This window comes from Salinibacterium sp. VpJ6 (assembly GCF_059767345.1).
This window is the reverse complement of the sequence record NZ_JBSOQL010000004.1, coordinates 168,934-194,012: the sequence shown is the minus strand read 5'-3', so window position 1 is coordinate 194,012 and position 25,079 is coordinate 168,934. Positions and strand designations below refer to the sequence as shown.

Here is a 25,079-nt window from a genome sequence, read left to right as displayed (position 1 = left end):
CATTCGACAACACAGCATCGCGCGTGCCGGCACGGTGCTCGAAAGCAGTGCGCCAGCGGTCCTGGAAGCCACGGGGGCGGTCAGGTCGCGAGTGTGTACGGTCATGACTGCAACTATGTTTCATGCAGCGCGCGTCTGTCAAGTTACGCGCGCGAAAAATGTGCGGCTAGACGAGGCCGTACAGGCGGTCGCCGGCGTCGCCGAGACCGGGAACGATGTAGCCGTTCTCGTTGAGGCGCTCATCAAGTGCGCCGAGCACGATCGTGACATCTTGGTCGCCCATGGCCTTCTCGAGCGCAGCAAGGCCTTCGGGGGCGCCGAGGATGCAGACAGCCGTGACGTCGGTAGCACCGCGGTCGAGCAGGTACTGAATAGCCGCGATGAGCGAGCCACCGGTAGCGAGCATGGGGTCGAGTACGAAGCACTGGCGGTTCGAGAGGTCGTCGGGCAGACGCTCGGCGTAGGTGTCGGGCTGCAGGGTTTCTTCGTTGCGCACCATGCCCAAGAATCCAACTTCGGCAGTGGGAACGAGCTTGACCATTCCTTCGAGCATTCCGAGACCGGCACGAAGAATCGGCACGACGAGCGGCTTGGGCGAGCTGATGGCCACACCCTTCGTCGCCGTGACGGGCGTCTCAATGTCGACCTCTTCAACGCGCACTGAACGGGTGGCTTCGTACGCCAAAAGCGTGACGAGCTCTTCCGTTAGCGCCCGGAAAGTCGGGGCGGCGGTGTTCTTGTCGCGCAGCACGGTGAGCTTGTGCGTGATGAGCGGGTGGTCGGCAACGTGAACTCGCATAGGCTAAATCTACTTGAGGTACGGACCACTTGGAGAACCGATCGTGACAAAGTTCGATCATTGGATGACGCGGGCCATCGCTGAGGCCACGCTCACGGCCGATTCTGCCGACGTTCCGGTGGCTGCTCTGGTCTTTGATCAGAACGACAATCTCGTCTCCATCGGGCGCAACGAGCGGGAGCTCACGGGCGACCCCACGGCGCACGCCGAGGTCGTGGCGATCCGGGCAGCTGCCGCGGCCACCGGTTCGTGGCGGCTCGACTCCATGACTCTCGTGGTCACACTGGAGCCGTGCACGATGTGTGCTGGCGCGATTCTGCAGGCCCGCATCCCGCGCGTGGTGTTTGGGGCGTGGGACGAAAAAGCCGGCGCATCAGGCAGCGTTAATGATTTGCTGCGTGACCGCCGGCTTCCGCACAAGGTCGAGGTTGTGGCGGGCATCCAAGAGGCTGAATGTGCTGCGCTGCTGACGGACTTTTTCGAGGCCCGCCGCTAGCGCCCGCCCGCCCGCCCGCCCGCTCGCGGGGCGTGCGAGGCGCTAGTTGCTAGTTGCCTAGTGCCAGAGCACCGCAACGAATACGTTGATGAGCGCGCCCATGCCTGCGAGGTGCAGGAACGGTAGCGCCGCCTTCTCGTTGCCGCCGTTTGCCAGCGCCTTGGCCTGACGCGCTCGAGCAACCAATACGGCGGCAAGGACAACAACGGCAAAGGCCGTCTTCACCGCAATCTTCGCGTTGTTCACGTCGGCGTCGCCGGCCTGCAGAACGCCGACGAGGGCGAGCCCCGTGACGAGCTGAGTGATTGCACCGATCAGCATGGTGCCGAACTCGAAGCTCTTCTTGCGACGCATCTGCAAGAAGAACGATCCCAGAATCAGCGCGAGTCCGAGGATGTGGGTAATGAGCAGCAGGGACCGAACGAGGTCAAGGGTTTCCATGGAAGGTGATCTTTCTTAGTCGTTGCCCACGATGACGATGGTGTCCGTGGGCGGAGCGGCTTCGGGCGGGCGACGGTAGACGTCGGGTTCGATGTAAATAACGCGGGCCATGGGCTCGGCCTCGCGGATCTCTTTCTCCACGCTATCAATGCTGGCAGCAACATCCACCAGCCGGGTCTGAGCGCCGAAGTCGACCTTGGCGGCGACCATGAGCTCTTCGGGGCCGAGGTAGAGCGTCTTCATGTGGATGAGCGAGCGAACGTCGGGGTGCGCGTTGATGGCGTCGCGGATAGTGTTGCGCTGCTTCACCGTCGCACCTTCGCCGACGAGCAAGCTCTTGGTCTCGATGCCGAGAATGATCGCGACGATGATCAGCAGAATACCGATGGCGATCGTGCCGATGGCATCCCAGGTTGAGTCGCCCGTAATGACCGTGAGACCGACGCCGAAGAGGGCGAGCACGAGACCGATTTCAGCGGCAACGTCTTCGAGTAGCACTACGGGAAGCTCAGGTGCTTTAGCGTGACGCACAAACGCGATCCAGCTCTGCTTACCCCGAACAAGGTTCGATTCCTTGACAGCAGTGCGCAGCGAGAAGCCTTCAAGCACAATCGCGATGAGCAGCACGGTGATCGGCAGCCAAGCTTGCTCAAGCGGGTGGGGATCTTGCAGCTTGTGAATGCCCTCGTAGAGCGAAAACACGCCACCGACCGAGAACAGGATGATCGAAACGACAAACGCGTAGACGTAGCGCTCGCGGCCGTAACCGAACGGATGCTCGGCATCCGCATGCTTCTTCGCTTGCTTGCCACCGAGCAGCAGGAGGGCCTGATTGCTTGTGTCTGCAACGGAGTGCACGCTCTCCGCGAGCATCGAACTGGACCCCGAAATCAAGAAGGCAATGAATTTGGTCACGGCAATTCCGCCGTTCGCCGCCATCGCCGCGAGGATTGCTTTGGTTCCGCCTGACGCGCTCATGCGATCAATCCTAGGATGTTCACGTGACTACTTCCCTTCCTAACATTGCAATTGTCGGCGCCGGATCAATGGGAGGCGCCATCCTGTCGGGTTTACTTGACCCTTCAGTGACCGTCAGTGGGGGCATCCGCGTCACGAACCGCACGGAAGCGAAGGCTGCCGCGGTGCGCTCTGACGGTGTCGAATCATTTGCCTTGGAGAATACTCCGGATGGCAATGCTCGCGCCGTGAAGGGCGCCAAGGTCGTCATGCTGGGCGTAAAGCCCGCGATGATCCCTGACACTCTCGCCGACCTCAAGCCGTTCTTGGAACCCGATGCGATCGTCATCAGCGTTGCCGCTGGTGTCACGACGGCGCGGATGGAAGCCATCGTCGACAACGTCGTGTTGCGGGCTATGCCCAACACTCCCGCCATCGTCGGTAAGGCCGTGACGGGGGTGAGCGCTGGGTCGCGCGCCACCGAAGACGACCTCGCGATTGGTCGCGCCGTGTTCGAGACAGTCGGCACTGTCATCGAAACTCCCGAATCTCAGATTGATGCGCTCAGCACCATCTCGGGATCCGGCCCCGCCTACGTGTTCTTGATTCTCGAAGAGTTTGCTCGCACCGCCGAAGACATGGGGTTCACGCCCGAGCAGGCACTGACGTTGGTGGCGGGAACGTTCGAGGGTTCTCTTGCTCTACTGGCGTCATCCGACAGCTCTCCGGCGCAACTCCGTAAGCAGGTTACGAGTCCGAAGGGAACAACCGAGCGCGCCGTGGAGCAACTGCAGGCCGCCGACCTCAAGGCGATCTTCGACCGCGCTACCGCTGCGGCGCTGGCTCGCGCCAAGGAGCTCGCTGCGGGCTAGCGCAGCTACTTCCACAAGCGACCGCGAGCGGGCACGGGTGCGTTTAAAAGCGGCCGTGCAGGGCGCGCGAGCGTCGTGACATCGAGTCGATGATCACGGCGAGCAGCAACACTGCTCCCGTGACCATGTAGCGCACCGAGGAGTCGAGGCTGAGTAGCGTGAGGCCGCTTGAGATCGATTGAATGACGACGATTCCCAGCAGGGCCGACCACGCACTTCCGCGACCGCCGAAGAGGCTGGCACCGCCGATGACGGCTGCCGCGATGGCGGTGAGGTTAGTGTCTCCGCCACCACTGCTCTGGTTGGCGGCGGCCAGGCGTGATGCCGCCAAAATGCCGCCGAGTGCGGCGAGCGTCGCGCTGACCATGAAGACGGAAATATACACCCGATCAACGCGGATGCCGGCACGCCGGGCTGCTTCGACGTTGCCGCCGACCGCGTAGATGGAGCGCCCCCAGCGCGTGCGCTTGAGCGCGAAGTCCATCCCGATCACGAGCACGATGAAGAGCAGGAACATGAGCCCGATGCCGCGATCGGTGTTGAGGTACCACGCTCCGAAGAGTAGGGCGACGATCATCAGGGCGCCGCGGAGCAGGATCGCGGTTCGTGACTCGGGCAACAGCCCCGCGCGGCTGCGACGATTCGCGAGCGAGAGATGGGCGCCCACGTAGGCGAGCGTCGCGACTCCGGCGAGCACGTACGAGAGCCACGCGGGCAAGAACATGAGCTGGGCGAATTGCACGATCCAGGAGTCGAACGGGATGTTGATCGAGCCGAGCTTGCCCAGTACCCAGAGCTGCAGGCCGAGAACGCCGAGAAGACCGGCGAGAGTGATGACGAAACTCGGAACGCCGAAGCGCGTCAGTAAGAAGCCATAAAACCATCCGAAGATCGCGCCAGCGGCGAGCGCTGCAGCGATGGCCGCGATGAGCGGCCAGCCCAGTTGGGTGAAGGTGACAGCGAGAATCGCGGCGGCGAGGCCGGAGAGCGAGCCAACCGAGAGGTCGATCTGGGCGAGCAGGAGAACGAGCACGACGCCGAGGGCAATCGTGCCCAGGGCGGCGGACTGCATGGCGAGGTTCACGAGGTTGGCGCTCGACAAAAAGGTCGGGTTCAGAATCTGGAAGATCGTCCAGATGAGGGCGAGGCCGACCACGACGGGAATCGCCCCGAGGTCGCCACCGCGCACCCGCGAGCGGAACGCCGCCCAAGACTCGGCGATTCCCGTAGCGGGCGGAAGGTAAACGGCAGGCGTGTTGTTCGTTGGCGGGCGGTTCTCAGAAGTGCTCATGAGCTGAGTCCCTCCTTCACGCGAGTAAACGTCGCCCCGGTCATCCCGGCCCGCCGGCTCACAGCGTTGTCGGTGGCACCGGTGATCGCCGCGATGATGTCTTCGTAGGTCACGTCGGCGACGGCGAAGTCGCCGTTGTTGCGACCGAGTCGCAGCACGACCACGCGGTCGGCGACAGCCTGCACATCCGCCATGTTGTGGCTCACGAGCACAATGCCGTGACCGCGCTCGCGGAGGTGCTCAATAAGGTTCAGCACCTCAGCAGTCTGCGCAACGCCCAGGGCGGCGGTGGGCTCATCCAACACCACAATCGACGGGTTACCGATGAGCGAGCGCGCAATGGCAACGGTCTGCCGCTGGCCGCCCGAGAGGCCCGCGACGGGAGTGCGCACCGATGGAATCTTGGCGGACAACTGACGGAGCAGCGCCCACGTCTGCTGTTCCATCTCAACTTCATCGAGAGCACTGCGGCCCAACTCGCGCCCCAAGAACAGGTTGGAGACAACGTCGAGGTTGTCGCAGAGCGCTAAGTCTTGAAACACCGTGGCGATACCGAGGTCGCGGGCGTCGGTGGGGTTCGCCAGCGACACTTCGTCGCCGCGGTACGTAATAGTGCCCGAGCTGGCCGGATGCACGCCCGCCAGTACCTTCACGAGCGTCGACTTTCCCGCACCATTGTCGCCCACGATCGCAACAACCTCGCCGGGGTAGATGTCGAGCGACACGTCATTCAGGGCGTTGATGGCACCGAACTGCTTACTGATTCCGCGCAGCGACAGGATCGGTTCATCGTCTGAACTGGCCGGGGTGACCTCGGTCATAAGATGCTCTCTTCCTTGAGTTCATGCGTGGGCGTCGGGGTGGATGTGCGTGTGGGCGAGTGTTCACTGGCGCTGCCGTGGATCATCATTGAATCCCCGCCGCCGCACACGCAGCGGCATACTCCGCCGTGCAAATTTGCTCGACCGTGTAAAAACCGTCTGCAACTACGGTCTCCATGATGTTGTCGATTGTCACGATCACGGGCGTCAGCAACGTGGTCGGGATGCCGTTGGTCTCAGGGCTCTGACCGATCAACTGTTCGCCGTTGAGTAGAGCAACCGCGTGGGTGGCTGCAATCTCGGCTTCACGCTTGAGGTCCTTGTAGATGGTCATGTACTGGTCGCCGCTCACGATGCGCTGAATCGCGGTGAGTTCGGCATCCTGGCCCGTGACGGGAGGCAGCGGGGTCACTCCGCCCGCTTTGAGCGCTGCGATCGCTCCGCCGGCCGTGGCGTCGTTGGCGGCGTAGACCCCCACCAGGCTGTCGCCGTACTGCGTGACTTGGCTCGCCATCCACTCTTGGGCTTTGTCGGGGCTCCAGTCGGGGGTGTCGAACTCGGCCACGACGGTGAAGGCGCTGCCGTCAATCACGTTGTGGGCGCCGCGCTTGAAGAGTCGTGAGTTGTTGTCGGTGGGGGAACCGTTGATCATCACGATGTTGCCCGACGACAGGCCCTGGTCGGCGAGGCGTTCGACGAGGGCTTTGCCCTGCAGCGCGCCGACTTTTTCGTTATCGAAGGACACCCAGAAGGCAAGCTCGGGGCTGCCGATCAGGCGGTCGTATGAGATCACGGGAACCTTGTACGACTGAGCGGTGGCCACGATTGTCACTGCTGCCGAGGAGTCGACGGGGTCGAGCACGAGCACGCTAATGCCCTGAGCAAAAGCCGATTCTGCCTGTTGCTGTTGCTTGGCCGGGTCCTGGTCGGCGTTGGCGTAAATCACGTCGCACTCGGGGCACAGTTCGGCCACCTTCGCCTCAAAGAACGGGCGATCGTACGCCTCGTAGCGCGCCGTCTTCGATTCGGGCAGCAACAGGGCAATCGTGCGCGACCCATCTGAGCCAGTGCTTGGCATCACGAGCCCGCAGCCGCTCAGGGCGAGCATCACGAGCACGGCGGAGGCAATCACGCGCAGCAGGCGCGAGCGGGTGCGGATCATGAGTCGTCCGAGTCCGAGTCCGAGGTGTCTGCCGAGAGAGTGGTTCCGGATCCGATGGAGAGTTGGTCAATCGCGAACGCAATTGAGCCCAGCAGTTCGCTGCGCGGCCCGAGTTGGCTCTGAACGAGGTCGGCGGCCTGCCCCGAACCCACGATCACCGAGCGTTCCATCGCGTGGCGCATGGGGCCGAGTAGGAGCTCGCCCGCCTGCGAGAGTTCGCCGCCGACCGCAATGCGCTCGGGGTCGAAGACGTTACTGAGATTGCCCGCGGCGATGCCGAGGTGGCGTCCCGCATCGGCAATGGCTCGGATGCACGCGCTATCCCCGGCGATTGCCCGCACCACAACATCGTGCAGCTTGAGACCGCGACGGCCCGTGCGCACCGACTCGACGATGGCTTGACCGCCGGCGAGAGTTTCGAGGCATCCGCGATTGCCACACCGGCACAGGGCGCCGTCTTCATCGAGCACCATGTGCCCAAATTCACCGGCTGCGCCGTGATGGCCACGGAATACTGCACCGTTGAGGATGAGGCCGGCACCGATACCGTCGTCGATGCTCACATAGAGCGAGTTGGGCTTGCCGCGCAGGGCACCCGAGCGAAACTCGGCCAGCGCCCCCAGATTGGCGTTGTTGTCGACGTACACCGGGCTGTTCAGGCGGATGCCGAGTGATTCCGCGACCGGAACACCGTCCCAGCCGCGCATGATTCCGGTGCGCGAGATTATGCCCGTCGCGGCATCCACCGGAGCGGGCATCGCGAGTCCCACCGCCAGAATCTCGTCATGGGTGGCATCGACAGACTCGAGCATGTCGGTGATGAGCTGGGCAGCACGGTTGAGTTCGTTGTCGGCGCGATGGTCTTTCGCGAGCGGCATGTGATGTTCGGCGACAACCGTGTGGGCGACGTCCGACAGCGCTACACGCATGTGGCGCTCGGAGAAATGCACGCCAACTACAAGGCCGAGTGCGCGAGCGAGAGTGACTTGATGGGCGCGTCGACCGCTGCGCGTGCTCATTGTTGTGGCGAGCACGCCAGCAGTGACGAGCTCTTTCACAATGTTGGAGACGGTGGCGGGGGAGAGCCCGGTGACACCGGCCAGTTCGATCTGCGTGAGGCCACCATGGTGCTTCACCGCGTCGATGATGCGAGCGCGGTTAGCTTCGCGGAGCGAAGTCTGCGACCCCGGGGTCGCCCGTTTTTTGCTCACGGAATCAAGATACAGGTAGCGGGCGGCCGCAGATCAGTCCACGAACGGGGCTAGGTTGCGAGAGTCGCAAACTTTTCGATGTCTTCGGAATTGCCGCTGACGATCACGAGGTCGTGGTTGGAGATCACGGTCTCGGGCGTTGCGTAGGTGAATTCCTTGCCCGGAGACTTCACGCCGACCACGGTGATGCCGTACTTGCGGCGCACTTGCGACTCGCTCAACGGCAGGCCGCGGATGGGCTTCGGGGGATACATCTTCACGATGGCGAAGTCATCATCGAACTCGATGAAGTCGATCATCCGGCCCGATACCAAGTGGGCTACGCGCTCGCCGGCTTCGGCTTCGGGGTAGATCACGTGGTTGGCGCCGATGCGGTTCAAGATCTTGCCGTGCGAACGGCTAATGGCCTTGGCCCAAATCTGGGGAATCTTGAGGTCAACGAGGTTCGCGGTGATGAGCACGCTTGCTTCGATCGAGGAGCCGACGGCGACCACCGCGATGGAGAAGTCTTGCGCGCCGATCTGCTGAAGAGCATCCAGGCTGCGGGCGTCGGTCTGCACGGCGTGAGTGACGCGCTCCGACCACTTCTGCACGAGGCTGAGGTCGGCATCGACGGCGAGAACTTCGCGGTCGAGGCGCTGCAGCTGACCGGCGGTTGCCGCTCCGAAGCGGCCGAGTCCGATCACTAGGACCGGCGCATTGTGCGGAATCTTGTCAACCAACGATGGGCCTCTCTTCTGCTCTCGTGAACAATTGACGGCGCTGACTGGCCGCAAGGGCTGCCGCCAGAGTAACTGTTCCCACTCGTCCGGCCCACATTGTGGCGGCAAGGATGTACTTGCCACTATCGGGCAGCGACTCGGTAAGGCCGGTAGAGAGCCCACAGGTGGCAAAGGCTGAAATGACGTCAAAGAGCACCCTGTCGAGCGGCTCTTTCGTGATTTGCAGAATCGCGATCGTCGACACCGCGACAATCGTTGCTCCCCACAGCGTCACGCTGACGGCCAAGCGAAGCACGTCGGTCGGGATGCGGCGCTCGAAGGCGTGCATGTCGTTGTCACCGCGCGCTTCTGCCAGCGCGGCCAAGAACAGCACGGCCAGGGTCGTGACTTTGATCCCGCCGGCGGTCGAGGCAGAACCGCCCCCGACGAACATCAGCATGTCGAAAACGAGCAGAGTCGACCCGTTGAGTTCATCGATGTCGATCGTCGAGAATCCACCCGAGCGCGTCATGGTTGACAAGAAAGTGGATGTCAGGGGCCTAGAAATCAGACTCTGCCCACCGATGGTGTTGGTGTTGTTCCACTCGAGCACCAGCACGGCCAGTGCCCCGATAAAGATCAATAACACCGTGGTGAAGAGGGTGAGGCGAGCGTGAACCGAGAGACGCGCGCCGTCCTTGAGGTTACGAACTACCGCGAAGATCACCGGAAAGCCGAGGCTGCCGAGGAACACGCCCGTTCCGATCGCGCCGAGCATCCACGGGTCTTGAGCGAATGCTTCCATGCCGCTTGCTGCAGGAACGAAGCCGGTGTTGGTGAAGGCGGATGCGGCGAAGTAGAAGCCCTGCCAGATGGCGGGCCACACGTCGAACCCTTCGACCAGCAAGCGGGGGATGATCACGAGAGCGAGAACGAACTCGATCGCGAGAGCGCTGATGGCGACGGTCGCGAGCAGCCCGCCAATCTCGCCGAGGCGGATGGCTTGAGACTCGGAGACGGGGCCGACGTGGATGCGCGAGGGGTTGGTGTCGCTCGCGGCGATGAGGCGCTGGCGCAAGCCGAGCCGGCGTGAGACCACAAGGCCCAGCATGCTCGCGAGGGTGAGGACGCCGATACCGCCCACCTGCAGGCCGATCAGAATCGCCGTATTTCCGAAGGCGGACCAGTGCGTTGCCATGTCGACGGTCGTGAGCCCGGTGACACAAATGGCAGAGACAGCGGTAAACAAGGCGTCAACGAGGGGAGTGGCTTGACCGTCGCGAGCCGAGATAGGCAGTACGAGCAGTGTGGTCAGAACGACAACGAGTGCGGAGAAGATGGCGATCGCGAAACGCGCGGGAGTGGCAGCGGCGAAACGATCGATCACATCGCGAATGCGAGCAAGGAGGCTGCGTTCACGAGGGTGTGCACGCATGGGTGCCCAAGAACTCATCTAATTATCTCCCCACGCACAGGAGGCAATGGTACTCCTCAGCAAGCCCCGGTACCCTGTCTCTCATGGCCGACATCTTTGACGTAGTAGCCGATTCAACCCGGCGTAGCCTTTTGACGGTACTGCTTGAGCAGTACATCGCCTCGGAATCTCCGAGTGGCGAGCTCAGCGTAAGTGAGATTGTCGAGAAGCTCGATTTGAGCCAACCGACCGTATCCAAGCATCTGAAGGTGCTGCGCGACCACGGGTTGGTGTCGGTGCGTGAAGACGGCCAGCACCGCTATTACCGCCTCGACTCGTCTCCTCTCGAAGAGGTCGAAGACTGGTTGATCCCGTTCTTGAGCGCGGACTTCCACGACGACTTCGACGACGAGCTTCGCGAATCGACCGGCGCGTTCGCTGCCTGGTCGGGGGCGGATGTCGGAGACAACTTCGGTCGTCGTGTCGCCGAGCGCACGCACCAAGCTCGCTCCGCGCTGCACGATGTCACGGAGGCCGCCAAGCACCTCCCGGGCACCGTGCGCTCTCGCATCTTCGGCAAGGATTAGCCCTCAGGCGCGCCGCGTAGGCGTTATTAGGGGTGGACAGCGAGTCACACCAGCCTCTATTCTTACCGATTAGCACTCCAGTCACATGCTGGGTGCGTCGTTTAGTTATTGAGGGCGCTGCGCAGTTGGTGAAAATCGCGCGGTAGCCAAACCAAAGGGGCTGGTCCGATGTCGCGGGATCTTTCTGAGATGCGCTTTCTCACCGTCGCTGAGGTGGCGGACATGATGCGTGTTTCAAACATGACCGTGTATCGACTCGTTCACTCTGGTGAACTGCCTGCCGTTCGCTTCGGTCGCTCGTTCCGCATCCCGGAATCGGCTGTAGCAACTGCTGTTGCACCCCCAATTTCTGAGGTCGGTTAGCGGCAAACGTTCGCTCTGGGTTGGTTCCCAGTTCACCGAGACTTTAAAACCCGCCCGGTGCGGTAAACTCTTCCGGTATGTCTTTCCGCGGTTCTGAATCGGACCGGGTCGGTTCGTTCAGAAATCAGTGAGGTTCCTATGGGTTCAGTCATCAAAAAGCGTCGCAAGCGTATGGCAAAGAAGAAGCACCGCAAGCTGCTTCGTAAGACTCGCCACCAGCGTCGCAACAAGAAGTAACTAGTCCCAATGACTAGGTGACCGTCTTTCTAGACGGTCACAGCTCAAACACCCGAGCGTTCATCTGAACGATCGGGTGTTTGAGGTTAACGGGAGCTTTTTCGAACGCTCTTGGCTTGCCGCTTCACGCGTTTGCGCGCCTCTTTGAGGCCGGCACGGTTGAGGGGCATGATTTGCCACCCCATTGTTTGTGCATGGTGGGTGAGCTTGACATCCGCGTTCACGGCTACACGATTGCCGACGGCGCTCAGTAGCGGGATGTCGTTGCTGGAGTCTGAATATGCCCAGCACTCTGCCAGGTCGGCTCCCACGCGCTCAGCGAGCTCTGTGGCAACAGTGGCTTTTTCGGGGCCGTGAAGCACGTGGCCCTCGAGTTCGCCCGTGAGAAGGCCGTCTTCGGCGCGCACGCGCGTGCCCAGCGCTCCGGTGAGGCCCAGGCGCTCGGCAATTACTTGCGCCACAAACTGAGGCGTTGCGGTGATGAGCCACACTTCGTGGCCTTTCGCGAGGTGCTCCTTAGCGAGGTCGACGGTCTCGGGCCACAGGTTCGGCAGAATGTCGCGTTCGTAGATTGTCTCGGCAAGCTCAATGAGCGTCTGCATCGAGTGGCCGCCCACAATCTCGAGAGCGCGCTCGCGGGCGTTCATCATGTGTTTGTGGTTTTCGCCGACCGCTACGAAACGAAACTGGTGCCAGGCGAAGCGCGCAATGTCTCGCCAGCCCACGATTCCTCGTCGCCAAGCTTCCTTGCTGAGGTAGTAAGCACTCGCGCCGCGCATCAGCGTGTTGTCCACGTCGAAGAAAGCCACAACCGCGTTATGGCTCGATGGGGGCGCCGTTACCTCGTGCATTCGCATTATTCTAAGACCGTGCCCACGAAACGTCTCACATTAATTGGAAAACCGGGTTGTCATCTCTGCGATGACGCCCGCGAAACGATTAATGCTGTCATCGCGGAACTGCCCGCAGAGTGCTCGGTCGAGCTTGTTGAGCAGTCGATTCTGGATGACGAAGCTCTTCACGCCCAGTATTGGGATGAGATTCCTGTGGTGCTTATCGACGACCGCGTACACACCATCTGGCGTGTCGAATCGCAGCGCTTGAGCGCCGCATTACTGGAGGAAGCCGAATGATCCGTCACGTTGTTATGTGGAAGCTTAACGCTGAGGATGCCGTCGGCCAGAAGGCGGCTGTGGATGCCATGGCCGCCGCGCTCGAACCGTTGGTTGGCCAGATCGAGGGCCTCGAATCGCTGACGGTGCGCGCGGATATTGCAGCGGTGGACTCGAACTGGGATGTCATCCTCGTCTCAGACCACACATCGCCCGAAGCACTCGTTGCCTACGGCACCCACCCGCTACACGTGGAAGCGGGAGCCGTAGTTAAGGCGAACACTCGCGACCGCGTCTGCGTCGACTTCGAGTTCTAGAAGCTACTTGCTTACGCTGATCGGGCCGGTCATGTGATTCTTGATCGAGTCCCGTTCAGCGGCTAGCGACGCGAGCGTTCCGCTGTCGAGACCCGGCTGGAGCATGTCGTCGAATGGGTTTCCCATGCCGCTCTTGGAGTGCACAACTTCGGCGTAAGCGGTTGCGGCCGCAGCCACTTTCGCACTTGCTCGCTGCGCCTTCTTGAGCGAAACAGCAGAACTGCCCACTATCTCGGCGTGCTTGTTGAGTGCCTTCTTGAGATCCTTGAGTGCAGCATCAATTTTCTTTGACATGACGTCATCCTGCCTTAGTGAGCTATGCGCTGGCTATGGGTTCGGTGTGTCGAACTGTGAGGCCCTCGCGAGCCCCACAGGGCGGCTACGGAGTGAGGCGGGTTGGTCCGCGGAACAGGTACGTTGCTTCGCGCAGGTTCGGTAGTCCGAGCAGAAGCATCAGTACGCGACCGAGGCCCATGCCGAATCCACCGTGTGGCGGTACGCCGTAGCGGAAGAAGTCGAGGTAGAAGTCGAGCTCCTCCGGGTCCATTCCCTTGTCGCGAATCTGCGCCTCCAACACGTCAACGCGGTGCTCACGCTGGGCGCCAGTGGAAATCTCGACGCCGTTGAACACGAGGTCGTAGCTGTTCGTGAGACCTGCATCATCCGCGTGACGCATGTGGTAAAACGGGCGGATGCTGGCGGCGTAGTCGGTCAAGAATACGAAGTCGTGATCGAAAGTTTCTTTCACGTAGGCGGCGATCTGGCGCTCACCCTCCGGGTCCATGTCGGCGTCGGCGCGCGGCACGGTGTAGCCACGGTCGCTGACGATCTGCTTGGCCTCAGCCAGCGGGATGCGGGGGAACGGGCGAGTGGGCACCGTCATTTCGATTCCGAACAGCTTCTCGATCTCGTCGCCGTGCTTGTCTTTAACAGCCTGGAAGCCGGCAACCATGAGCTCTTCGTGCAAGTTCATGACGTCTTCGTGGCTCGAGATCCAGCTGATCTCGCTGTCAACCATCGTGAACTCGGTGGCGTGACGCGAGGTGAAGCTGGGGTCGGCACGGAAGCTCGGGGCGATCTCGAAGATCTTGCCGAAACCAGCGGACTGAGCCATCTGCTTGAAGAACTGGGGGCTCTGCGCCAAGTAAGCCTTGGTGTCGAAGTAGTCGACCTCGAACAGCTCAGCCTTCGACTCGCTCGCGCTGGCCATGAGCTTGGGGGTGTGAACCTCGATGAAGTCGTTCTCGACCCAGTAGGTGCGCCACGCGTGCTCGAGCGTGGTCTGGATGCGGAAGATCAGGTTGTTGCGCGGTACACGAAGGTCGAGGAAGCGCCAGTCCATGCGCTTGTCAACGCTGGTGTCTTCCGCAATCGGAGTCTCGGGGATGGCCTCAGCGGCGATCTCGATCGCGGCAAGCTTGATCTCAACGCCGCCGAGTTTCACGCGCTCGTCGTGCTTCAACTCACCGCTCGCGGTGAGGAAGGTGCCCTGAGCGAGCCCCGAGATGATCTCGGCGAGGGGATCCTCAGCCGGGGTGCCGTCTTCATTGAACGAGCGGGGGTGAACAAGCTGCACCGCACCCGACTCATCGCGCAGTACGACGAACTGCACCTTCTTTTGATCTCGAACAGTGTCGACCCAACCCGAAACGGAGGTCTCTCCATCGCTTGCGGCGGCCAAGTTCTTAATAAGGGTGCGTGTAGTCACAGCGCCGAGTTTACAAGGGATAACGCGAGAGAAAGTGCGGCAGGGCTGCCAACGTAGACTGAATACCGTGCCAGCAGACCTCATCCATCTCGTCCGCCATGGTGAAGTGCACAATCCAGACCGCATTCTCTATGGCCGTCTTCCCGGGTATCACCTCAGTGAACTCGGTCATCAGATGGCGGATGTCGCCGCCGCAAGCTTCGCCGACCGGCCGCTCACGGCGCTTTACGCGAGCCCGCTGCAGCGCGCTCAAGAGTCAGCGCAGCCGTGGTCGGAACGCTACGGATTGCCCATCACGACCGAAGAACGCATTATTGAGCCGGCTAACTGGTTCGAGGGCGGTCGCCTGCAATTTCCGAAGGTTCTCACGCAGCCGCGGGCCTGGCCGCACCTCGTGAACCCGCTCAAACCCAGTTGGGGCGAGGCGTACGTGAGCATCGAAGCACGCATGCTCGCCGCTATCGATGACGCGTGGTCGGCTGCCGAGGGCGGCGAAGTGGTCATGGTCAGTCACCAGTTGCCCATCGTGATGGTCGCTCGTTCCGTCAAAAAGATGCGCTTGGCGCACGACCCCCGCAACCGTCGCTGCACGCTGTCGAGCATCACGACGCTCGCTCGCGAGGGCGACCATTTCGTCGAGGTTGACTATCAGGAACCTGCGGGAGAATTGCTCGTAGCATCCATCGATCTAGGAGCAGTGTGAACCGCCGTCTCATCGCCGTTGTTGTGGCGTTCGCCGCACTCACGACGGTCTCGTGTTCCAGCCCGAACGAGTCCCTTGCCGAGCAGTACCAAAACGGTTCGGAAGAGGGCTACATTTCGGGCGACGGTTCGACCGTCGAGATCCCCGCCGATAATCGCGACGAACCCATCACGTACGACGCCACTCTCGACACCGGCGATACGGTCTCCAGCAGCGACTTCGCTGGCTCGGTCTACGTCGTCAACTTCTGGTATTCGAGCTGCCCTCCGTGTCGGCTCGAAGCTCCCGATCTTGCTGACCTGAGTGAGGAGTACACCGAGGTGCCGTTCCTTGGCGTCAACGTGGCGGATACCGCAGAGACCTCTCTTACTTTTGCTGATGAGTTCGGCATCCCGTACCCCTCTGTCGTGGATGCCACGACCGCGGGCGTGCAGCTGGCGTTTGCCGGCTCCGTGCCTCCCAACGCGGTGCCGACCACTCTCGTGGTGGACCGCGAGGGCCGCGTCGCCGCCCGCATCAGCGGCCTTGTGCGTGACCCGAGCATCCTCGCAGCGATGATCGACTCTGTCGTCGCCGAGGAACAGTAAGTGTCTAATCCCGTCGGCGAGCTCATCCTCGGCGGCAACCTTCTTATCGCGATTCCGATCGCTTTGCTCGCGGGCCTCGTCTCGTTTGCGTCGCCCTGCGTTCTTCCCCTCGTTCCGGGTTACCTCGGCTACATCGGCGGCTTCACTAGCAACGAGGAAAAAGGCAGCACGAAGCGCCTTGTCCTTGGCGTTGGACTGTTCATTCTGGGCTTCACCGTGGTGTTCGTGGCGTTCACCGTGCTGTTCGGCACGGCTGGTCTTCTGCTGCGGCCCTGGCTCGACCTGATCACCCGCATCGCCGGTGCTCTCGTGATCGTGATGGGTGTCGTGTTCATCGGGCAAGTCACTTTCGCGCAGCGCACGATCAAGCCGAAGTTCAAGGTCGCAACCGGCCTCGCTGGTGCACCGCTGCTTGGCGTCGTCTTCGCCCTCGGCTGGACTCCGTGCGTTGGCCCCACTCTCATCGCTGTCGGCAGCATGGTTTTGGATGGCGGCGACCCTGGCCGGGCCGCTATCGTCGGTGTTGCTTACAGTCTCGGTCTCGGCATCCCGTTCCTCTTGGTGGCCCTCGGCCTCAACTGGGCGACCGGATCGGTGGCGTGGATGCGCCGCCACATTCGTCTTATTAACCTGATTGGTGGAGCACTGCTCGTACTGATCGGTCTCCTCATGGTCACCGGCGTGTGGCGTGCAATCGTGACAAGTTTGGGAGCGGTAATCGGTGGCTTCGACACACTCCTCTGATCCAACGAACGGCGACTCGGCCGCGGATAACTCGATGACTGAGGGCGATGCAACGCGTCCGAGCGACCACATGGATGCTCCGGCACCCGCGCCGCAGAGCAAAGTTGAGCAACCGCGACTGACTCTCGCGGGCTACGCGCGGTTCTTCTGGCGTCAGCTCACGAGCATGCGCACCGCGCTGTTCCTGCTGTTGCTGCTGGCTGTCGCGGCGATCCCGGGCTCGCTTGTTCCGCAGATCACCTCGGACCCCAACGGTGTTATCGCGTACCGCACCAACTACCCCGATACCGCTGCGGTGCTCGATTTCTTCCAAGTCTTCAACACCTATACCTCGGTGTGGTTCTCGTCGATCTATCTGTTGCTCTTCATCTCGTTGATCGGCTGTGTGCTGCCGCGCACCAAGCACCACTTCGATGCTCTGCGTGCCAGCCCGCCCAAGACCCCCGCTCGACTCTCGCGCCTGCAGGGCTTTACGACGCGCACGACCGAAGCGGATGTCGATACGACCATCGCCTCCGCCCGCCGACTGCTGCGCTCGCAGCGCTATCGCACCGAGCTCTACGGTGACTCGGTCAGCGCCGAACGCGGCTACCTGCGCGAAACCGGAAACCTCGTGTTCCACGCCGCGCTCGTGGGCGTTCTGGTCACGGTTGGAATCGGTGGTGGCTTCGGCTACACCGGCCAGCGCGTTGTTGTCGAGGGCTACGCCTTTAGCAATTCGCTCGCCAGCTACGACTCGTTCAACCCGGGGCGCTTCTTCACGGACGATGCGCTCGATCCGTACACCGTCGCGCTGGACTCGTTCGAACCCGTGTACGAGCAGAACAACCGTCAGGCGATCGGTCAAGCGATCGACTTCACGGCCAACGTCACGACCACCGTGCGTGGCGAAGAACCGCAGCAGTCGCAAATCAAGGTCAACGAGCCGCTCAGCCTCAGCGGAACAAACCTGTACCTCCTCGGTAACGGCTATGCGCCCGTGCTCACCGTGCGCGACGCCGATGAGAAGGTCATCTGGTCGCAGCCAACGCCGTGCCTTCCGTTCGATGCCAACCTCGGCAGCACCTGCGTCATCAAAATTCCGGATGGTCTCGACCAGCAAATCGGAATGCTCGGTTTTCTCTATCCGACCACCGGCACTCTCAGCTCGGGAGCGCTCGCGTCTGTCTATCCCGACCTCATCTCACCCGTGCTCACGTTGGAGGTGTACGAAGGCGATCTCGGCCTCGACAACGGCCAAGGCTCCAACGCCTATGCGCTCAACACCGACTCCCTCGAGCAGGTAGCGGGGCGTACCTCCGAGGCAGAAACACTGCGCTTGACTCCCGGCGATCGGCTCGAACTGCCCAACGACCTCGGCAGTGTCGAGTTGACGAGCATCCCGCGCTTCGTGTCGCTCGATGTTCACCACGACCCCTCGCAACTGCCCGTGCTCTTGTTCTCCGTCTTGCTATTCGCGGGTCTCATCACCAGCCTCTTTGTACCGCGTCGCCGCATGTGGGTTTCAGCCCGCACCGACGCTTCGGGAACCACAACAATCGAGTACGCCGCACTGGCTCGCGGCGATGACCCCAACCTCGAAGCTGCGGTCACAGACTTTGCCGAGAAACATTCCCAGCAACTCGGGGTTAGGGTGGATTCGTGACTGAGACCTTCGTGTCGTATTCGCTGATTGCGGTCTATTCAGCGATGGCGATCTACACCCTTGCGTTCGTGTTGTTTGCTGTCGACTTGGCGCGCCGTTCAGCAGAGTCGAGCGACGCTTCCGCAGCGCGTGCGACCGGTCTTGCTTCGGCATCCGCCCAGCAGGCCAGCGTGATGGTGAACGGCTCCAGTGTGGGAGGCACCGACACCCTGACGACGGCAGGGGCATCCGAGTCGAAGATCGTCGCGCACTCGCCCAAGTCACTCAAGCTGGCCATGGCGATGACGGTGCTCGCCTGGGTGCTGCACGTCGGTGCGGTCATCTTCCGCGGCGTTGCTGCAAACCGCGTGCCGTGGGCCAACATGTTCGAGTTCACGCTCACCGCGACCGCGCTCATCGTCGGTGTCTTTCTCATCGTTCAGTTCTGGCAAGACCTGCGCTTCCTCGGTTCATTCATCACGGGCTTCGTGCTGATCGCCTTGGGCGTTGGCACCTCTAGCTTCTACGTGGACGTCGTACCCCTGCCGCCTGCGCTGCAGTCGACCTGGCTGGTCATCCACGTGTTCGTCGCCAGTCTCAGCACGGGGTTCTTTGCGCTCGCCGCCAGCCTCTCGATCGTGCAGCTTCTGCAAGCACGCCGCGAAGCCGGCAAGGCGCTCAAGCTGCGCTTCCTCGACACCTTGCCCGCTGCTGACCGCCTCGAAACCTTGGCGTACCGCCTTACGGTTGTCGGCTTTGTCATGTGGACCTTCACGCTTGTCGCCGGCGCTGTCTGGGCTGAGCGTGCGTGGGGTCGCTACTGGGGCTGGGACACCAAGGAGGTCTGGACCTTCATCATCTGGACCCTCTACGCCGGTTACATCCACGCCCGGGCAACTCGCGGCTGGCGCGGCTCGCGTTCAGCGTGGCTTGCGATCGTCGGCTTCCTCGCGATCGTCTTCAACTTCACGGTCGTGAACCTCTTCTTCAAGGGACTTCACGCCTACTCAGGCCTGTAAGCAGTATTTGCAACTTCGGCTACGGCTTCGGCTAGAGCTGCGGCGCCGCAACGGTAGCCGCAGCCGCTACCCACATCGCCGAGGCAAAGAAAAACGCTGGGGCCGCACCGAGCAGCACCCCAGCGTTTGCTTGGGAGAGCCGCAAGCGGCTCAGGGTTGTCGAGCTTAGCTGGCGGGAGTCAGCTGCATGGCCACGGTCGGGCTGTCGTCGCCCGTCGAGAATTGGATGATCGGGCCATCGGCGCCGCACTCGTAGGGCGCTGAGTTGATCGGGGCGCTATTGAGGAATCCCTCGGTGAGGTCGGTGCCGTCAACGCTGACCCCGCCAACAGTTACCGTCATTGCAATATCGCTCTCGTCGTGCGAAGTAGTGATGACGGTGTCGCTTGCTTCGTAATCGCCGTCGATAGCGCCCGTGATCGAGCCAACGCCTTCGCTGCCAGCCACCTCAAGAAGGATCGTGAAGTCGGGCGTGTAGGTGTACGTCGTGTCGGTAAACGAGAGCCCCGTTCCGCCCTCCACGCTGATGTCGAGTCCCTCGGTGGTGCCGCTGACGGCGCTGTAGAAGCCCTGCATCTGGTCTTCAGCGATGTACCAATCTCCGAGAAGGCACTCGGGGCCACTCACCATCTCTTCTTCGGGCTCAGCGGGAGCCGAGGCATCCGTCTCCGAACTCTCGGGCTCCTCAGAATCCGCGGGCGCACTGCACGCGGTCAACGCGCCCAAGCTGAGAACGCTGACGGCGGCTAGTGCACGCAGGCGGCGCAACTCAGTAGACATTTGTACTCCTCGAAACCGGACCGCCCTCGGTGGCGACCAACGGAGCCAGCCTACTGAGCGGCCTCGCTACTGCTGTGAGTAGTTTTTACCTAGTTCGTGACAGCGAGTCAGTCGGTCGAGCCACCACTCCGTTCGTTCAGGATTGGCGGCCCACCGAACGAGCAGCGCTTCGTCGGCATCAACGCGGCGCACTTCGAGCTGGCCATCGCGGGCCCGCAGGGGAGAGGCCGTCACGTCAGCGGCGAGTAGGGATGCCGTGGCAAGCCCGCAGTCATAGTCGAGGGGCTCGATGGCGGCGGCGAGGTGCGCGCCCATGGCGAGGCCCACCGAAGTCTCTAAGGCGCTGGAAACCACGACGGGCAGCCCGGCATCATTGACGATCGCCAGTGCGCGAGAAATGCCGCCCAGCGGCTGCGCCTTGATCACCAGCAGGTCGGCGGCGCCCGCTCTCGCCACCGCGAGTGGGTCGGCGGCTTTGCGCACGCTTTCGTCTGCAGCGACCGGGATCCCCATGTACTTGATGCGGGTGCGCAGCTCGCCCAGCTCTTCCACGGTGGCACAGGGCTGTTCGACGTACTCGAGGTCGTACTCGGCGAAGGCGTGCACGGCGCGCTCGGCCTCATCGACCGTCCACGCACCGTTGGCATCGACGCGGATGCGACCTGCCGGGCCCATCACGCGACGCACTTCGGCGACGCGAGCAATGTCATCCGCCAAGGTCTGGCCAGGCTCGGCGACTTTCACTTTCGCGGTGCGGCAACCGTGGAAGCGCTCGAGCACCGCCTCGACGAGGTCGGCGGGTACGGCGGGCACGGTGGCATTGACCCAGACGTGATCCCGTACGAGCGGCGGCTGTTCGTTAAAGGCGTAGTCGATCGCGGCCACGAGCCACGGCGTCGCTTCGGCGTCGTCGTACTCGACGAAGGGGGAGAACTCGCTCCACCCCTGCGGGCCGCGAAAGAGAAGAGCTTCGCGCTGATCGATGCCGCGAAAGCGCGACGTCATGGGCAACGACACGACATGGGCGGTGTCAAGAATTTCGTTCACTGAAGGGAACATGTTCCCAGTCTGACAAGTTCCACTGTCAGTTAGGGTAATTGCGTGACTAATCCGGGTGATATCGAGCGCGTTGCGACCAAAGTCGTGCCGTATTACGTCGTCGGCGTTGTCGATGACGAAGAAACTGATGTGCCCGTTGATGGCGATTCAGAAGAGACCGTCGAACCCGAAGAGACTCCGGTAGCGCGTCGCCCGCGACCACGCTGGGTTGGATTCATCGCCGCGGCGCTGGGCTTTGCAACACTCGTGCTCTTCATCGGCGCCATGATCGTCTCGGCAGGAGGCGATTACCCCACCGGCACGGCGCTCGCTTACGCCACGATCATCACCTCGATTTCGGCGGCGATTACCGCTGTGATCTCGCTCATTCTTGGTCTGCAGCGGCGCTGGGCGGCCTTCGGTCTTGCGCTCGCAGTGCTGGCCAATCCACTCATCGTGCTTACCGTCTTTCGTTTCTTCGACCGCTAACGGCCCTCGACGGAGAAGAGAAGCTCGGCCCCAACGGTTCGGCATCAGCCCGCTCGGCGCCGCGATGGTTATGGTGGAGCCATGGCGCCTGTTTCCGAAATCTTTGACGAGAAGTTGTGGCGATCAGTCGCCGGGTTTGATGACCTCACCGACATCACCTATCACCACGATGTAACGGGCACGATTGCCCGCATCGCGTTCGACCGCCCTGAAGTGCGCAACGCCTTCCGGCCGCACACCGTCGACGAGCTCTACCAAACTCTGGATGACGTGCGCCAGAACCCGCGCATCGGTGTCGTTCTCCTCACCGGCAACGGTCCGAGCGAGAAGGATGGCGGCTGGGCCTTCTGCTCCGGCGGCGACCAGCGCATCCGCGGCCGGGCTGGCTATGAGTACGAAGGCCAAGAGGGCGCCACAAACCCCACCGCCGCTGCAGGGCTCTCCGAAGCCGTAGCCGAAGCCGAGGCCGAAGCTGCTGCCGCCGCGGGCAAGCGCCGCGCCGCAGCCGGCCGCCTGCACATTCTTGAAGTGCAGCGCCTCATCCGCTTCATGCCCAAGGTCGTTATCGCCGTCGTTCCCGGCTGGGCTGCCGGGGGAGGGCATTCGCTTCATGTGGTCTGCGATCTGACGATTGCCAGCGCCGAGCACGCCCGCTTCAAGCAGACGGATGTCGACGTCGGGTCGTTCGACGCCGGCTACGGCAGCGCCTACTTCGCCCGCCAGGTCGGCCAAAAGTTTGCCCGCGAAGTGTTCTTCCTTGCCCGCGAGTACGACGCGCAGCGCGCCCTCGACGCGGGAGCGATCAACGCCTCCGTGCCCCACGCCGAGCTCGAAGCCACGGCCTACGACTGGGCGACCACGATCATGACCAAGTCGCCGACCGCCATCCGCATGGTCAAATTTGCCCTCAACGCTGTTGATGACGGTCTTGTGGGCCAGCAGGTCTTCGCGGGCGAAGCCACCCGCCTGGCGTATGGCACCGATGAAGCCGTGGAAGGCCGCGACTCGTTCCTGCAGAAGCGCGAACCCGACTGGTCGCCGTTTCCCTGGCAGTACTAACGCTCCGACAGCTCACCGCAGAGAGGTTTACCCGTGACCGCTGAAAACACTCCGACCCGAGAACTCTGGTCTGTTGACGCCCGCGATCCCCGCAAAGTGTGGGCGGCGCTGAAGCCAGCACTCGATGGATCGGGAGCCGCGATTCTGCCGCACCCGACCTCCCCCTCTGGCCTGCCCGAGACCGTGCCCGCGAACGTTGCGGTCATTGTGGAAACGAGCGGATCGACCGGCCGCCCCAAGCGCGTAATGCTCAGTGCTGCGGCGTTGAAGGCGAGTGCTGCGGCATCCGACGAACTTCTGGGCGGACCTGGCCAGTGGCTGCTGGCCGTTCCGGCGCACTACATCGCGGGCATCAACGTGCTGGCGCGCTCGTACTTTGCCGGCACCGAACCCGTACTCATGCCTCCGAAGGGGTTCACGGCGGAGACCTTCGTGGCTGCTGCGGCCGAACTCACTGCCGAGCGTCGCTTTGTCTCCCTTGTACCCGTGCAACTCTCGCGACTGCTCGAGTCGGATGAAGCTGTCGCGGCCCTCTCTCGTTTCACCCGGATTTTGGTCGGCGGCCAGTCGACACCGATCGCTCTGCTCGCTGCGGCTCGCGCTCGCGGCCTCGCCGTCTCGACGACGTATGGGTCAAGCGAGACCAGCGGCGGAGCCGTCTGGGACGGTAAACCGCTGCCCGGTGTGGGCCTACGACTCGTGGATGACCGCATCGAACTCTCGGGGCCGATGCTCGCTGAGGGCTACCTCGACGATCCGCGCCGCAGCGCCTTCTCATTCCGTCTGCACGAGGGCGTGCGCTGGTACCGCACCGACGATGTCGGGGAGATCGTGGACGGCGTACTGAGGGTTCGCGGCCGCGCCGACGACATGATCATTTCGGGCGGGGTGAAGGTTTCTCTCGCCGAGGTGGAGACCGCTGTTCGGGCGCTTCCCGGGCAGAGTGCCGCGGTGGTGGTGGCGGCTCCGCATCCGGAGTGGGGCGAAGCTCCCGTCGTCATCACGACGACGGCCATCGAGCTAGATGTGCTGCGCCAGTCGGTCGCTGCCCAGCTGTCTTCGACGGCAGCGGCTCCCGCTCGCGTCATCCTGATCGATGAGATTCCTATGCTTTCGACGGGAAAACCCGACAAACTCGCCTTAGCGTCAGTCGTGCTTAAGTAGAATCCCTCCGTGGCCTCTCCCAAACAGCAACGCATCGATCCGAAGACCGTCTCGCCGAAGGCGGGCTCGAAGTCGAGTTCGGGTGCGGGCAAGAACGCCAACAAGAACGCCGGCACCGGAAAGAACAAGAGTGGCCGCCCCGGTGGGCGCCCGCCGAAAGCGCCCAAGATTGCCAAGGCAACGGCGCGCGACTGGATCAGCGGCGCTCGCATCCAGACGCTTCCCCTCGCTTTTGCTCCCGTGGCGCTCGGCACCGCTGCCGCCTATGTGCTGCCGCATGAAGAAGACGGTGCTGGTTGGCACTGGCTGCGCGCCCTGCTCTGCCTCGTGGTCGCGGTCTCGCTGCAGATCGGTGTGAACTTCGCCAACGACTACTCCGACGGAGTGCGGGGAACGGATGATCACCGCGTTGGTCCTCGTCGGCTCACCGCCTCGGGTGCCGCTCGCCCGCGCACCGTCATCACGGTCGCGTTCGTCTGGTTCGGCATTGCCGCTGTTGCAGGGCTCATCATTGTCGTGCGCAGCGAGCACTGGTGGCTACTCGCGGTGGGAGCGGCCGCGATCGTCGCCGCCTACTTCTACACCGGCGGCAAACGTCCGTACGGCTACTTGGGTCTCGGCGAGATCTTTGTCTTCATCTTCTTCGGCCTCGTCGCCACGGCGGGAACCACCTACGTGCTCGCGGATACCGTGAACCTAGAGTCGTGGCTGGCCGCCGTCACCGTGGGGCTGTTCGCGGTCGCGACGCTCATGGTCAACAACATCCGGGATATCGCTCAAGACAAGATCGCGGGCAAGCGCACGCTGGCTGTTCGAATGGGCAATCTGCCGTCGCGAATCTTCTACGTCGTCGCGATGCTCGTACCGTTCGGCATTCTGGGCGTCTACACGCTGCTCTACTTCAACGCCTACCTCGTGTACTTCGTGCTGCTGGCAGCACTCCCGGCCTGCGTGATCGTGCTTACCGGCAAGACACCGGCCGAACTGATCTTGGCGCTAAAGCTGACGGGGCTCACTGCTCTGCTGTTCGGCATCGGTCTCGCTCTGGCTATCGCCTTCTAGCGAAGACTCGCGAGCGTTGTCGTCAGCAACAGGCTCGGCGGCAGAGTCGAAGTCGGCCTCGGCATCTTCGGCATCGCGATCGGGATCGTGGCTCGGGCCTTCGCGACGAGCGGCAAAGTCGAGAGCAACAGCATCCCGAAGCTTGCCAAAAAAGACATAGGAAACGGCGAACCCGAGCACTGTCGCAATGACGGCGGCGAGCCACGGCTCAGTGTCCGCAATCATGAGAAGAGTGAACGCAGCAGCGAACACTCCGAGGCGGAGCAGCGTGTAGGCAATCCAAGGTTTCACGGCATCAGTCTAGGCTCGCATCCCGCGCGC

Annotated in this window: 31 protein-coding genes; 16 read left to right on the top strand and 15 right to left on the bottom strand. The window is 62.6% G+C overall.

The genetic code is table 11. The features are described from left to right. Window positions 1-166: 166 nt before the first annotated feature. Window positions 167-799 (bottom strand): uracil phosphoribosyltransferase, encoded by a 633-nt coding sequence (gene upp, locus ACWTV1_RS12945; RefSeq protein WP_100389364.1) that lies wholly within the window; start codon window positions 797-799, stop codon window positions 167-169. Between the two features lie 43 nt (window positions 800-842). On the opposite strand from upp, the gene ACWTV1_RS12940 reads away from it, so the two are divergent. Beyond that, entirely contained in the window at window positions 843-1,295 is a 453-nt protein-coding gene (locus tag ACWTV1_RS12940; RefSeq protein WP_486175929.1) for a nucleoside deaminase, read from the top strand. 57 nt (window positions 1,296-1,352) lie between these two features. Here ACWTV1_RS12940 and ACWTV1_RS12935 read toward each other — a convergent pair whose 3' ends face one another. Together ACWTV1_RS12935 and ACWTV1_RS12930 are read right to left on the bottom strand one after the other, a co-directional pair. Continuing rightward, window positions 1,353-1,736: a hypothetical protein gene (locus ACWTV1_RS12935; protein ID WP_498505639.1), complete on the bottom strand. Its 384-nt coding sequence runs from the start codon at window positions 1,734-1,736 to the stop codon at window positions 1,353-1,355. A 15-nt stretch (window positions 1,737-1,751) separates the two neighbouring features. Further along, the gene (locus ACWTV1_RS12930; protein ID WP_341620690.1) at window positions 1,752-2,714 is read right to left on the bottom strand and encodes a cation diffusion facilitator family transporter; all 963 of its coding nucleotides are present in this window, start codon (window positions 2,712-2,714) and stop codon (window positions 1,752-1,754) included. A 23-nt stretch (window positions 2,715-2,737) separates the two neighbouring features. Here ACWTV1_RS12930 and proC point away from each other — a divergent pair, with 23 nt between their 5' ends. Further along, entirely contained in the window at window positions 2,738-3,565 is an 828-nt protein-coding gene (gene proC / locus ACWTV1_RS12925; RefSeq protein ID WP_498505638.1) for a pyrroline-5-carboxylate reductase, read from the top strand. 43 nt (window positions 3,566-3,608) lie between these two features. On the opposite strand, the gene ACWTV1_RS12920 is transcribed toward proC, so the two are convergent. The 6 genes from ACWTV1_RS12920 to ACWTV1_RS12895 all read right to left on the bottom strand — a co-directional run bounded on the left by ACWTV1_RS12920 (window position 3,609) and on the right by ACWTV1_RS12895 (window position 10,204). Beyond that, complete coding sequence (locus tag ACWTV1_RS12920; RefSeq protein WP_498505637.1) at window positions 3,609-4,856, bottom strand: sugar ABC transporter permease; 1,248 nt, start codon at window positions 4,854-4,856, stop codon at window positions 3,609-3,611. Further along, window positions 4,853-5,677 carry an ATP-binding cassette domain-containing protein gene (locus ACWTV1_RS12915; RefSeq protein ID WP_100389370.1) on the bottom strand — a complete coding sequence of 275 codons (825 nt, stop codon included), beginning with the start codon at window positions 5,675-5,677 and terminating at the stop codon, window positions 4,853-4,855. Before ACWTV1_RS12915 ends, ACWTV1_RS12920 begins: the two co-directional genes overlap by 4 nt. Before the next feature lie 85 nt (window positions 5,678-5,762). Continuing rightward, window positions 5,763-6,839 carry an ABC transporter substrate-binding protein gene (locus tag ACWTV1_RS12910; protein ID WP_498505636.1) on the bottom strand — a complete coding sequence of 359 codons (1,077 nt, stop codon included), beginning with the start codon at window positions 6,837-6,839 and terminating at the stop codon, window positions 5,763-5,765. Next, on the bottom strand, window positions 6,836-8,050 hold the full coding sequence (locus tag ACWTV1_RS12905; RefSeq protein ID WP_498505635.1) for an ROK family transcriptional regulator: 1,215 nt from the start codon (window positions 8,048-8,050) through the stop codon (window positions 6,836-6,838). Before ACWTV1_RS12905 ends, ACWTV1_RS12910 begins: the two co-directional genes overlap by 4 nt. A gap of 50 nt (window positions 8,051-8,100) precedes the next feature. Then, window positions 8,101-8,772: a potassium channel family protein gene (locus tag ACWTV1_RS12900; protein WP_100389373.1), complete on the bottom strand. Its 672-nt coding sequence runs from the start codon at window positions 8,770-8,772 to the stop codon at window positions 8,101-8,103. After that, entirely contained in the window at window positions 8,765-10,204 is a 1,440-nt protein-coding gene (locus ACWTV1_RS12895) for a TrkH family potassium uptake protein (protein WP_100389374.1), read from the bottom strand. The genes ACWTV1_RS12900 and ACWTV1_RS12895 overlap by 8 nt, the downstream gene beginning before the upstream one ends. Before the next feature lie 65 nt (window positions 10,205-10,269). On the opposite strand from ACWTV1_RS12895, the gene ACWTV1_RS12890 reads away from it, so the two are divergent. The 3 genes from ACWTV1_RS12890 to ACWTV1_RS12880 all read left to right on the top strand — a co-directional run bounded on the left by ACWTV1_RS12890 (window position 10,270) and on the right by ACWTV1_RS12880 (window position 11,352). After that, a complete protein-coding gene (locus ACWTV1_RS12890; protein WP_100389375.1) occupies window positions 10,270-10,752 on the top strand; it encodes an ArsR/SmtB family transcription factor in 483 nt (160 codons plus the stop codon). Between the two features lie 168 nt (window positions 10,753-10,920). Further along, window positions 10,921-11,115 (top strand): helix-turn-helix domain-containing protein, encoded by a 195-nt coding sequence (locus ACWTV1_RS12885; RefSeq protein WP_100389376.1) that lies wholly within the window; start codon window positions 10,921-10,923, stop codon window positions 11,113-11,115. A gap of 138 nt (window positions 11,116-11,253) precedes the next feature. Further along, window positions 11,254-11,352, top strand: coding sequence for a 30S ribosomal protein bS22 (locus ACWTV1_RS12880; RefSeq protein WP_003792170.1), 99 nt, complete (start codon window positions 11,254-11,256; stop codon window positions 11,350-11,352). An 86-nt stretch (window positions 11,353-11,438) separates the two neighbouring features. Here ACWTV1_RS12880 and ACWTV1_RS12875 read toward each other — a convergent pair whose 3' ends face one another. Further along, on the bottom strand, window positions 11,439-12,203 hold the full coding sequence (locus ACWTV1_RS12875) for an HAD family hydrolase (RefSeq protein ID WP_100389377.1): 765 nt from the start codon (window positions 12,201-12,203) through the stop codon (window positions 11,439-11,441). Between the two features lie 18 nt (window positions 12,204-12,221). On the opposite strand from ACWTV1_RS12875, the gene ACWTV1_RS12870 reads away from it, so the two are divergent. Together ACWTV1_RS12870 and ACWTV1_RS12865 are read left to right on the top strand one after the other, a co-directional pair. Beyond that, entirely contained in the window at window positions 12,222-12,485 is a 264-nt protein-coding gene (locus tag ACWTV1_RS12870; RefSeq protein WP_498505633.1) for a glutaredoxin family protein, read from the top strand. Then, window positions 12,482-12,781, top strand: coding sequence for a Dabb family protein (locus ACWTV1_RS12865; protein ID WP_498505632.1), 300 nt, complete (start codon window positions 12,482-12,484; stop codon window positions 12,779-12,781). The genes ACWTV1_RS12870 and ACWTV1_RS12865 overlap by 4 nt, the downstream gene beginning before the upstream one ends. A gap of 3 nt (window positions 12,782-12,784) precedes the next feature. Here ACWTV1_RS12865 and ACWTV1_RS12860 read toward each other — a convergent pair whose 3' ends face one another. Together ACWTV1_RS12860 and aspS are read right to left on the bottom strand one after the other, a co-directional pair. Beyond that, entirely contained in the window at window positions 12,785-13,075 is a 291-nt protein-coding gene (locus ACWTV1_RS12860) for a hypothetical protein (protein ID WP_100389381.1), read from the bottom strand. An 85-nt stretch (window positions 13,076-13,160) separates the two neighbouring features. Next, window positions 13,161-14,489, bottom strand: a complete 1,329-nt coding sequence (gene aspS, locus ACWTV1_RS12855) for an aspartate--tRNA(Asn) ligase (protein WP_100389382.1) — start codon at window positions 14,487-14,489, stop codon at window positions 13,161-13,163. Between the two features lie 67 nt (window positions 14,490-14,556). Here aspS and ACWTV1_RS12850 point away from each other — a divergent pair, with 67 nt between their 5' ends. Genes ACWTV1_RS12850 through ccsB form a run of 5 tightly spaced genes read left to right on the top strand, consistent with a single transcriptional unit; the run spans window position 14,557 to window position 19,166 of the window. Beyond that, the gene (locus ACWTV1_RS12850; RefSeq protein WP_498505631.1) at window positions 14,557-15,192 is read left to right on the top strand and encodes a histidine phosphatase family protein; all 636 of its coding nucleotides are present in this window, start codon (window positions 14,557-14,559) and stop codon (window positions 15,190-15,192) included. Then, window positions 15,189-15,779, top strand: a complete 591-nt coding sequence (locus tag ACWTV1_RS12845; protein ID WP_498505630.1) for a TlpA family protein disulfide reductase — start codon at window positions 15,189-15,191, stop codon at window positions 15,777-15,779. Before ACWTV1_RS12850 ends, ACWTV1_RS12845 begins: the two co-directional genes overlap by 4 nt. Then, window positions 15,780-16,523 carry a cytochrome c biogenesis CcdA family protein gene (locus ACWTV1_RS12840; RefSeq protein WP_100389385.1) on the top strand — a complete coding sequence of 248 codons (744 nt, stop codon included), beginning with the start codon at window positions 15,780-15,782 and terminating at the stop codon, window positions 16,521-16,523. A 34-nt stretch (window positions 16,524-16,557) separates the two neighbouring features. Next, on the top strand, window positions 16,558-18,168 hold the full coding sequence (resB, locus tag ACWTV1_RS12835) for a cytochrome c biogenesis protein ResB (RefSeq protein WP_498505629.1): 1,611 nt from the start codon (window positions 16,558-16,560) through the stop codon (window positions 18,166-18,168). Then, window positions 18,165-19,166: a c-type cytochrome biogenesis protein CcsB gene (gene ccsB / locus ACWTV1_RS12830; protein WP_498505628.1), complete on the top strand. Its 1,002-nt coding sequence runs from the start codon at window positions 18,165-18,167 to the stop codon at window positions 19,164-19,166. Before resB ends, ccsB begins: the two co-directional genes overlap by 4 nt. Window positions 19,167-19,331: 165 nt before the next feature. Here ccsB and ACWTV1_RS12825 read toward each other — a convergent pair whose 3' ends face one another. Then, window positions 19,332-19,946 carry a hypothetical protein gene (locus tag ACWTV1_RS12825; RefSeq protein WP_498505627.1) on the bottom strand — a complete coding sequence of 205 codons (615 nt, stop codon included), beginning with the start codon at window positions 19,944-19,946 and terminating at the stop codon, window positions 19,332-19,334. Window positions 19,947-20,012: 66 nt separating this feature from the next. Further along, on the bottom strand, window positions 20,013-21,005 hold the full coding sequence (locus tag ACWTV1_RS12820; RefSeq protein ID WP_498505626.1) for an o-succinylbenzoate synthase: 993 nt from the start codon (window positions 21,003-21,005) through the stop codon (window positions 20,013-20,015). A 42-nt stretch (window positions 21,006-21,047) separates the two neighbouring features. Between ACWTV1_RS12820 and ACWTV1_RS12815 the strand changes: the two genes are divergently transcribed. The 4 genes from ACWTV1_RS12815 to ACWTV1_RS12800 all read left to right on the top strand — a co-directional run bounded on the left by ACWTV1_RS12815 (window position 21,048) and on the right by ACWTV1_RS12800 (window position 24,758). Beyond that, window positions 21,048-21,473 carry a 1,4-dihydroxy-6-naphthoate synthase gene (locus ACWTV1_RS12815; RefSeq protein ID WP_498505625.1) on the top strand — a complete coding sequence of 142 codons (426 nt, stop codon included), beginning with the start codon at window positions 21,048-21,050 and terminating at the stop codon, window positions 21,471-21,473. Window positions 21,474-21,554: 81 nt separating this feature from the next. Next, window positions 21,555-22,532 carry a 1,4-dihydroxy-2-naphthoyl-CoA synthase gene (locus tag ACWTV1_RS12810; RefSeq protein WP_498505624.1) on the top strand — a complete coding sequence of 326 codons (978 nt, stop codon included), beginning with the start codon at window positions 21,555-21,557 and terminating at the stop codon, window positions 22,530-22,532. Between the two features lie 33 nt (window positions 22,533-22,565). After that, window positions 22,566-23,696 carry an AMP-binding protein gene (locus ACWTV1_RS12805; protein ID WP_498505623.1) on the top strand — a complete coding sequence of 377 codons (1,131 nt, stop codon included), beginning with the start codon at window positions 22,566-22,568 and terminating at the stop codon, window positions 23,694-23,696. A 9-nt stretch (window positions 23,697-23,705) separates the two neighbouring features. Continuing rightward, a complete protein-coding gene (locus ACWTV1_RS12800; RefSeq protein WP_498505622.1) occupies window positions 23,706-24,758 on the top strand; it encodes a 1,4-dihydroxy-2-naphthoate polyprenyltransferase in 1,053 nt (350 codons plus the stop codon). Here the strand turns inward: ACWTV1_RS12800 and ACWTV1_RS12795 are convergent. Then, entirely contained in the window at window positions 24,693-25,049 is a 357-nt protein-coding gene (locus ACWTV1_RS12795; protein ID WP_100389392.1) for a DUF4229 domain-containing protein, read from the bottom strand. The genes ACWTV1_RS12800 and ACWTV1_RS12795 overlap by 66 nt on opposite strands. Between the last annotated feature and the right edge of the window lie 30 nt (window positions 25,050-25,079).

What these genes read in the sequence shown, in the direction of transcription:
- ACWTV1_RS12810 (WP_498505624.1), top strand. Translation starts at nt 21,555, where the DNA reads ATGGCGCCTGTTTCCGAAATCTTTGACGAGAAGTTGTGGCGATCAGTC.
- ACWTV1_RS12910 (WP_498505636.1), bottom strand. Translation starts at nt 6,839, where the DNA reads ATGATCCGCACCCGCTCGCGCCTGCTGCGCGTGATTGCCTCCGCCGTG.
- ACWTV1_RS12875 (WP_100389377.1), bottom strand. Translation starts at nt 12,203, where the DNA reads ATGCACGAGGTAACGGCGCCCCCATCGAGCCATAACGCGGTTGTGGCT.
- ACWTV1_RS12935 (WP_498505639.1), bottom strand. Translation starts at nt 1,736, where the DNA reads ATGGAAACCCTTGACCTCGTTCGGTCCCTGCTGCTCATTACCCACATC.
- ACWTV1_RS12920 (WP_498505637.1), bottom strand. Translation starts at nt 4,856, where the DNA reads ATGAGCACTTCTGAGAACCGCCCGCCAACGAACAACACGCCTGCCGTT.
- ACWTV1_RS12865 (WP_498505632.1), top strand. Translation starts at nt 12,482, where the DNA reads ATGATCCGTCACGTTGTTATGTGGAAGCTTAACGCTGAGGATGCCGTC.
- ACWTV1_RS12890 (WP_100389375.1), top strand. Translation starts at nt 10,270, where the DNA reads ATGGCCGACATCTTTGACGTAGTAGCCGATTCAACCCGGCGTAGCCTT.
- ACWTV1_RS12820 (WP_498505626.1), bottom strand. Translation starts at nt 21,005, where the DNA reads ATGTTCCCTTCAGTGAACGAAATTCTTGACACCGCCCATGTCGTGTCG.
- ACWTV1_RS12880 (WP_003792170.1), top strand. Translation starts at nt 11,254, where the DNA reads ATGGGTTCAGTCATCAAAAAGCGTCGCAAGCGTATGGCAAAGAAGAAG.
- resB (WP_498505629.1), top strand. Translation starts at nt 16,558, where the DNA reads ATGACTGAGGGCGATGCAACGCGTCCGAGCGACCACATGGATGCTCCG.
- ACWTV1_RS12860 (WP_100389381.1), bottom strand. Translation starts at nt 13,075, where the DNA reads ATGTCAAAGAAAATTGATGCTGCACTCAAGGATCTCAAGAAGGCACTC.
- ACWTV1_RS12825 (WP_498505627.1), bottom strand. Translation starts at nt 19,946, where the DNA reads ATGTCTACTGAGTTGCGCCGCCTGCGTGCACTAGCCGCCGTCAGCGTT.
- ACWTV1_RS12930 (WP_341620690.1), bottom strand. Translation starts at nt 2,714, where the DNA reads ATGAGCGCGTCAGGCGGAACCAAAGCAATCCTCGCGGCGATGGCGGCG.
- ACWTV1_RS12885 (WP_100389376.1), top strand. Translation starts at nt 10,921, where the DNA reads ATGTCGCGGGATCTTTCTGAGATGCGCTTTCTCACCGTCGCTGAGGTG.
- upp (WP_100389364.1), bottom strand. Translation starts at nt 799, where the DNA reads ATGCGAGTTCACGTTGCCGACCACCCGCTCATCACGCACAAGCTCACC.
- ACWTV1_RS12895 (WP_100389374.1), bottom strand. Translation starts at nt 10,204, where the DNA reads ATGAGTTCTTGGGCACCCATGCGTGCACACCCTCGTGAACGCAGCCTC.
- ACWTV1_RS12915 (WP_100389370.1), bottom strand. Translation starts at nt 5,677, where the DNA reads ATGACCGAGGTCACCCCGGCCAGTTCAGACGATGAACCGATCCTGTCG.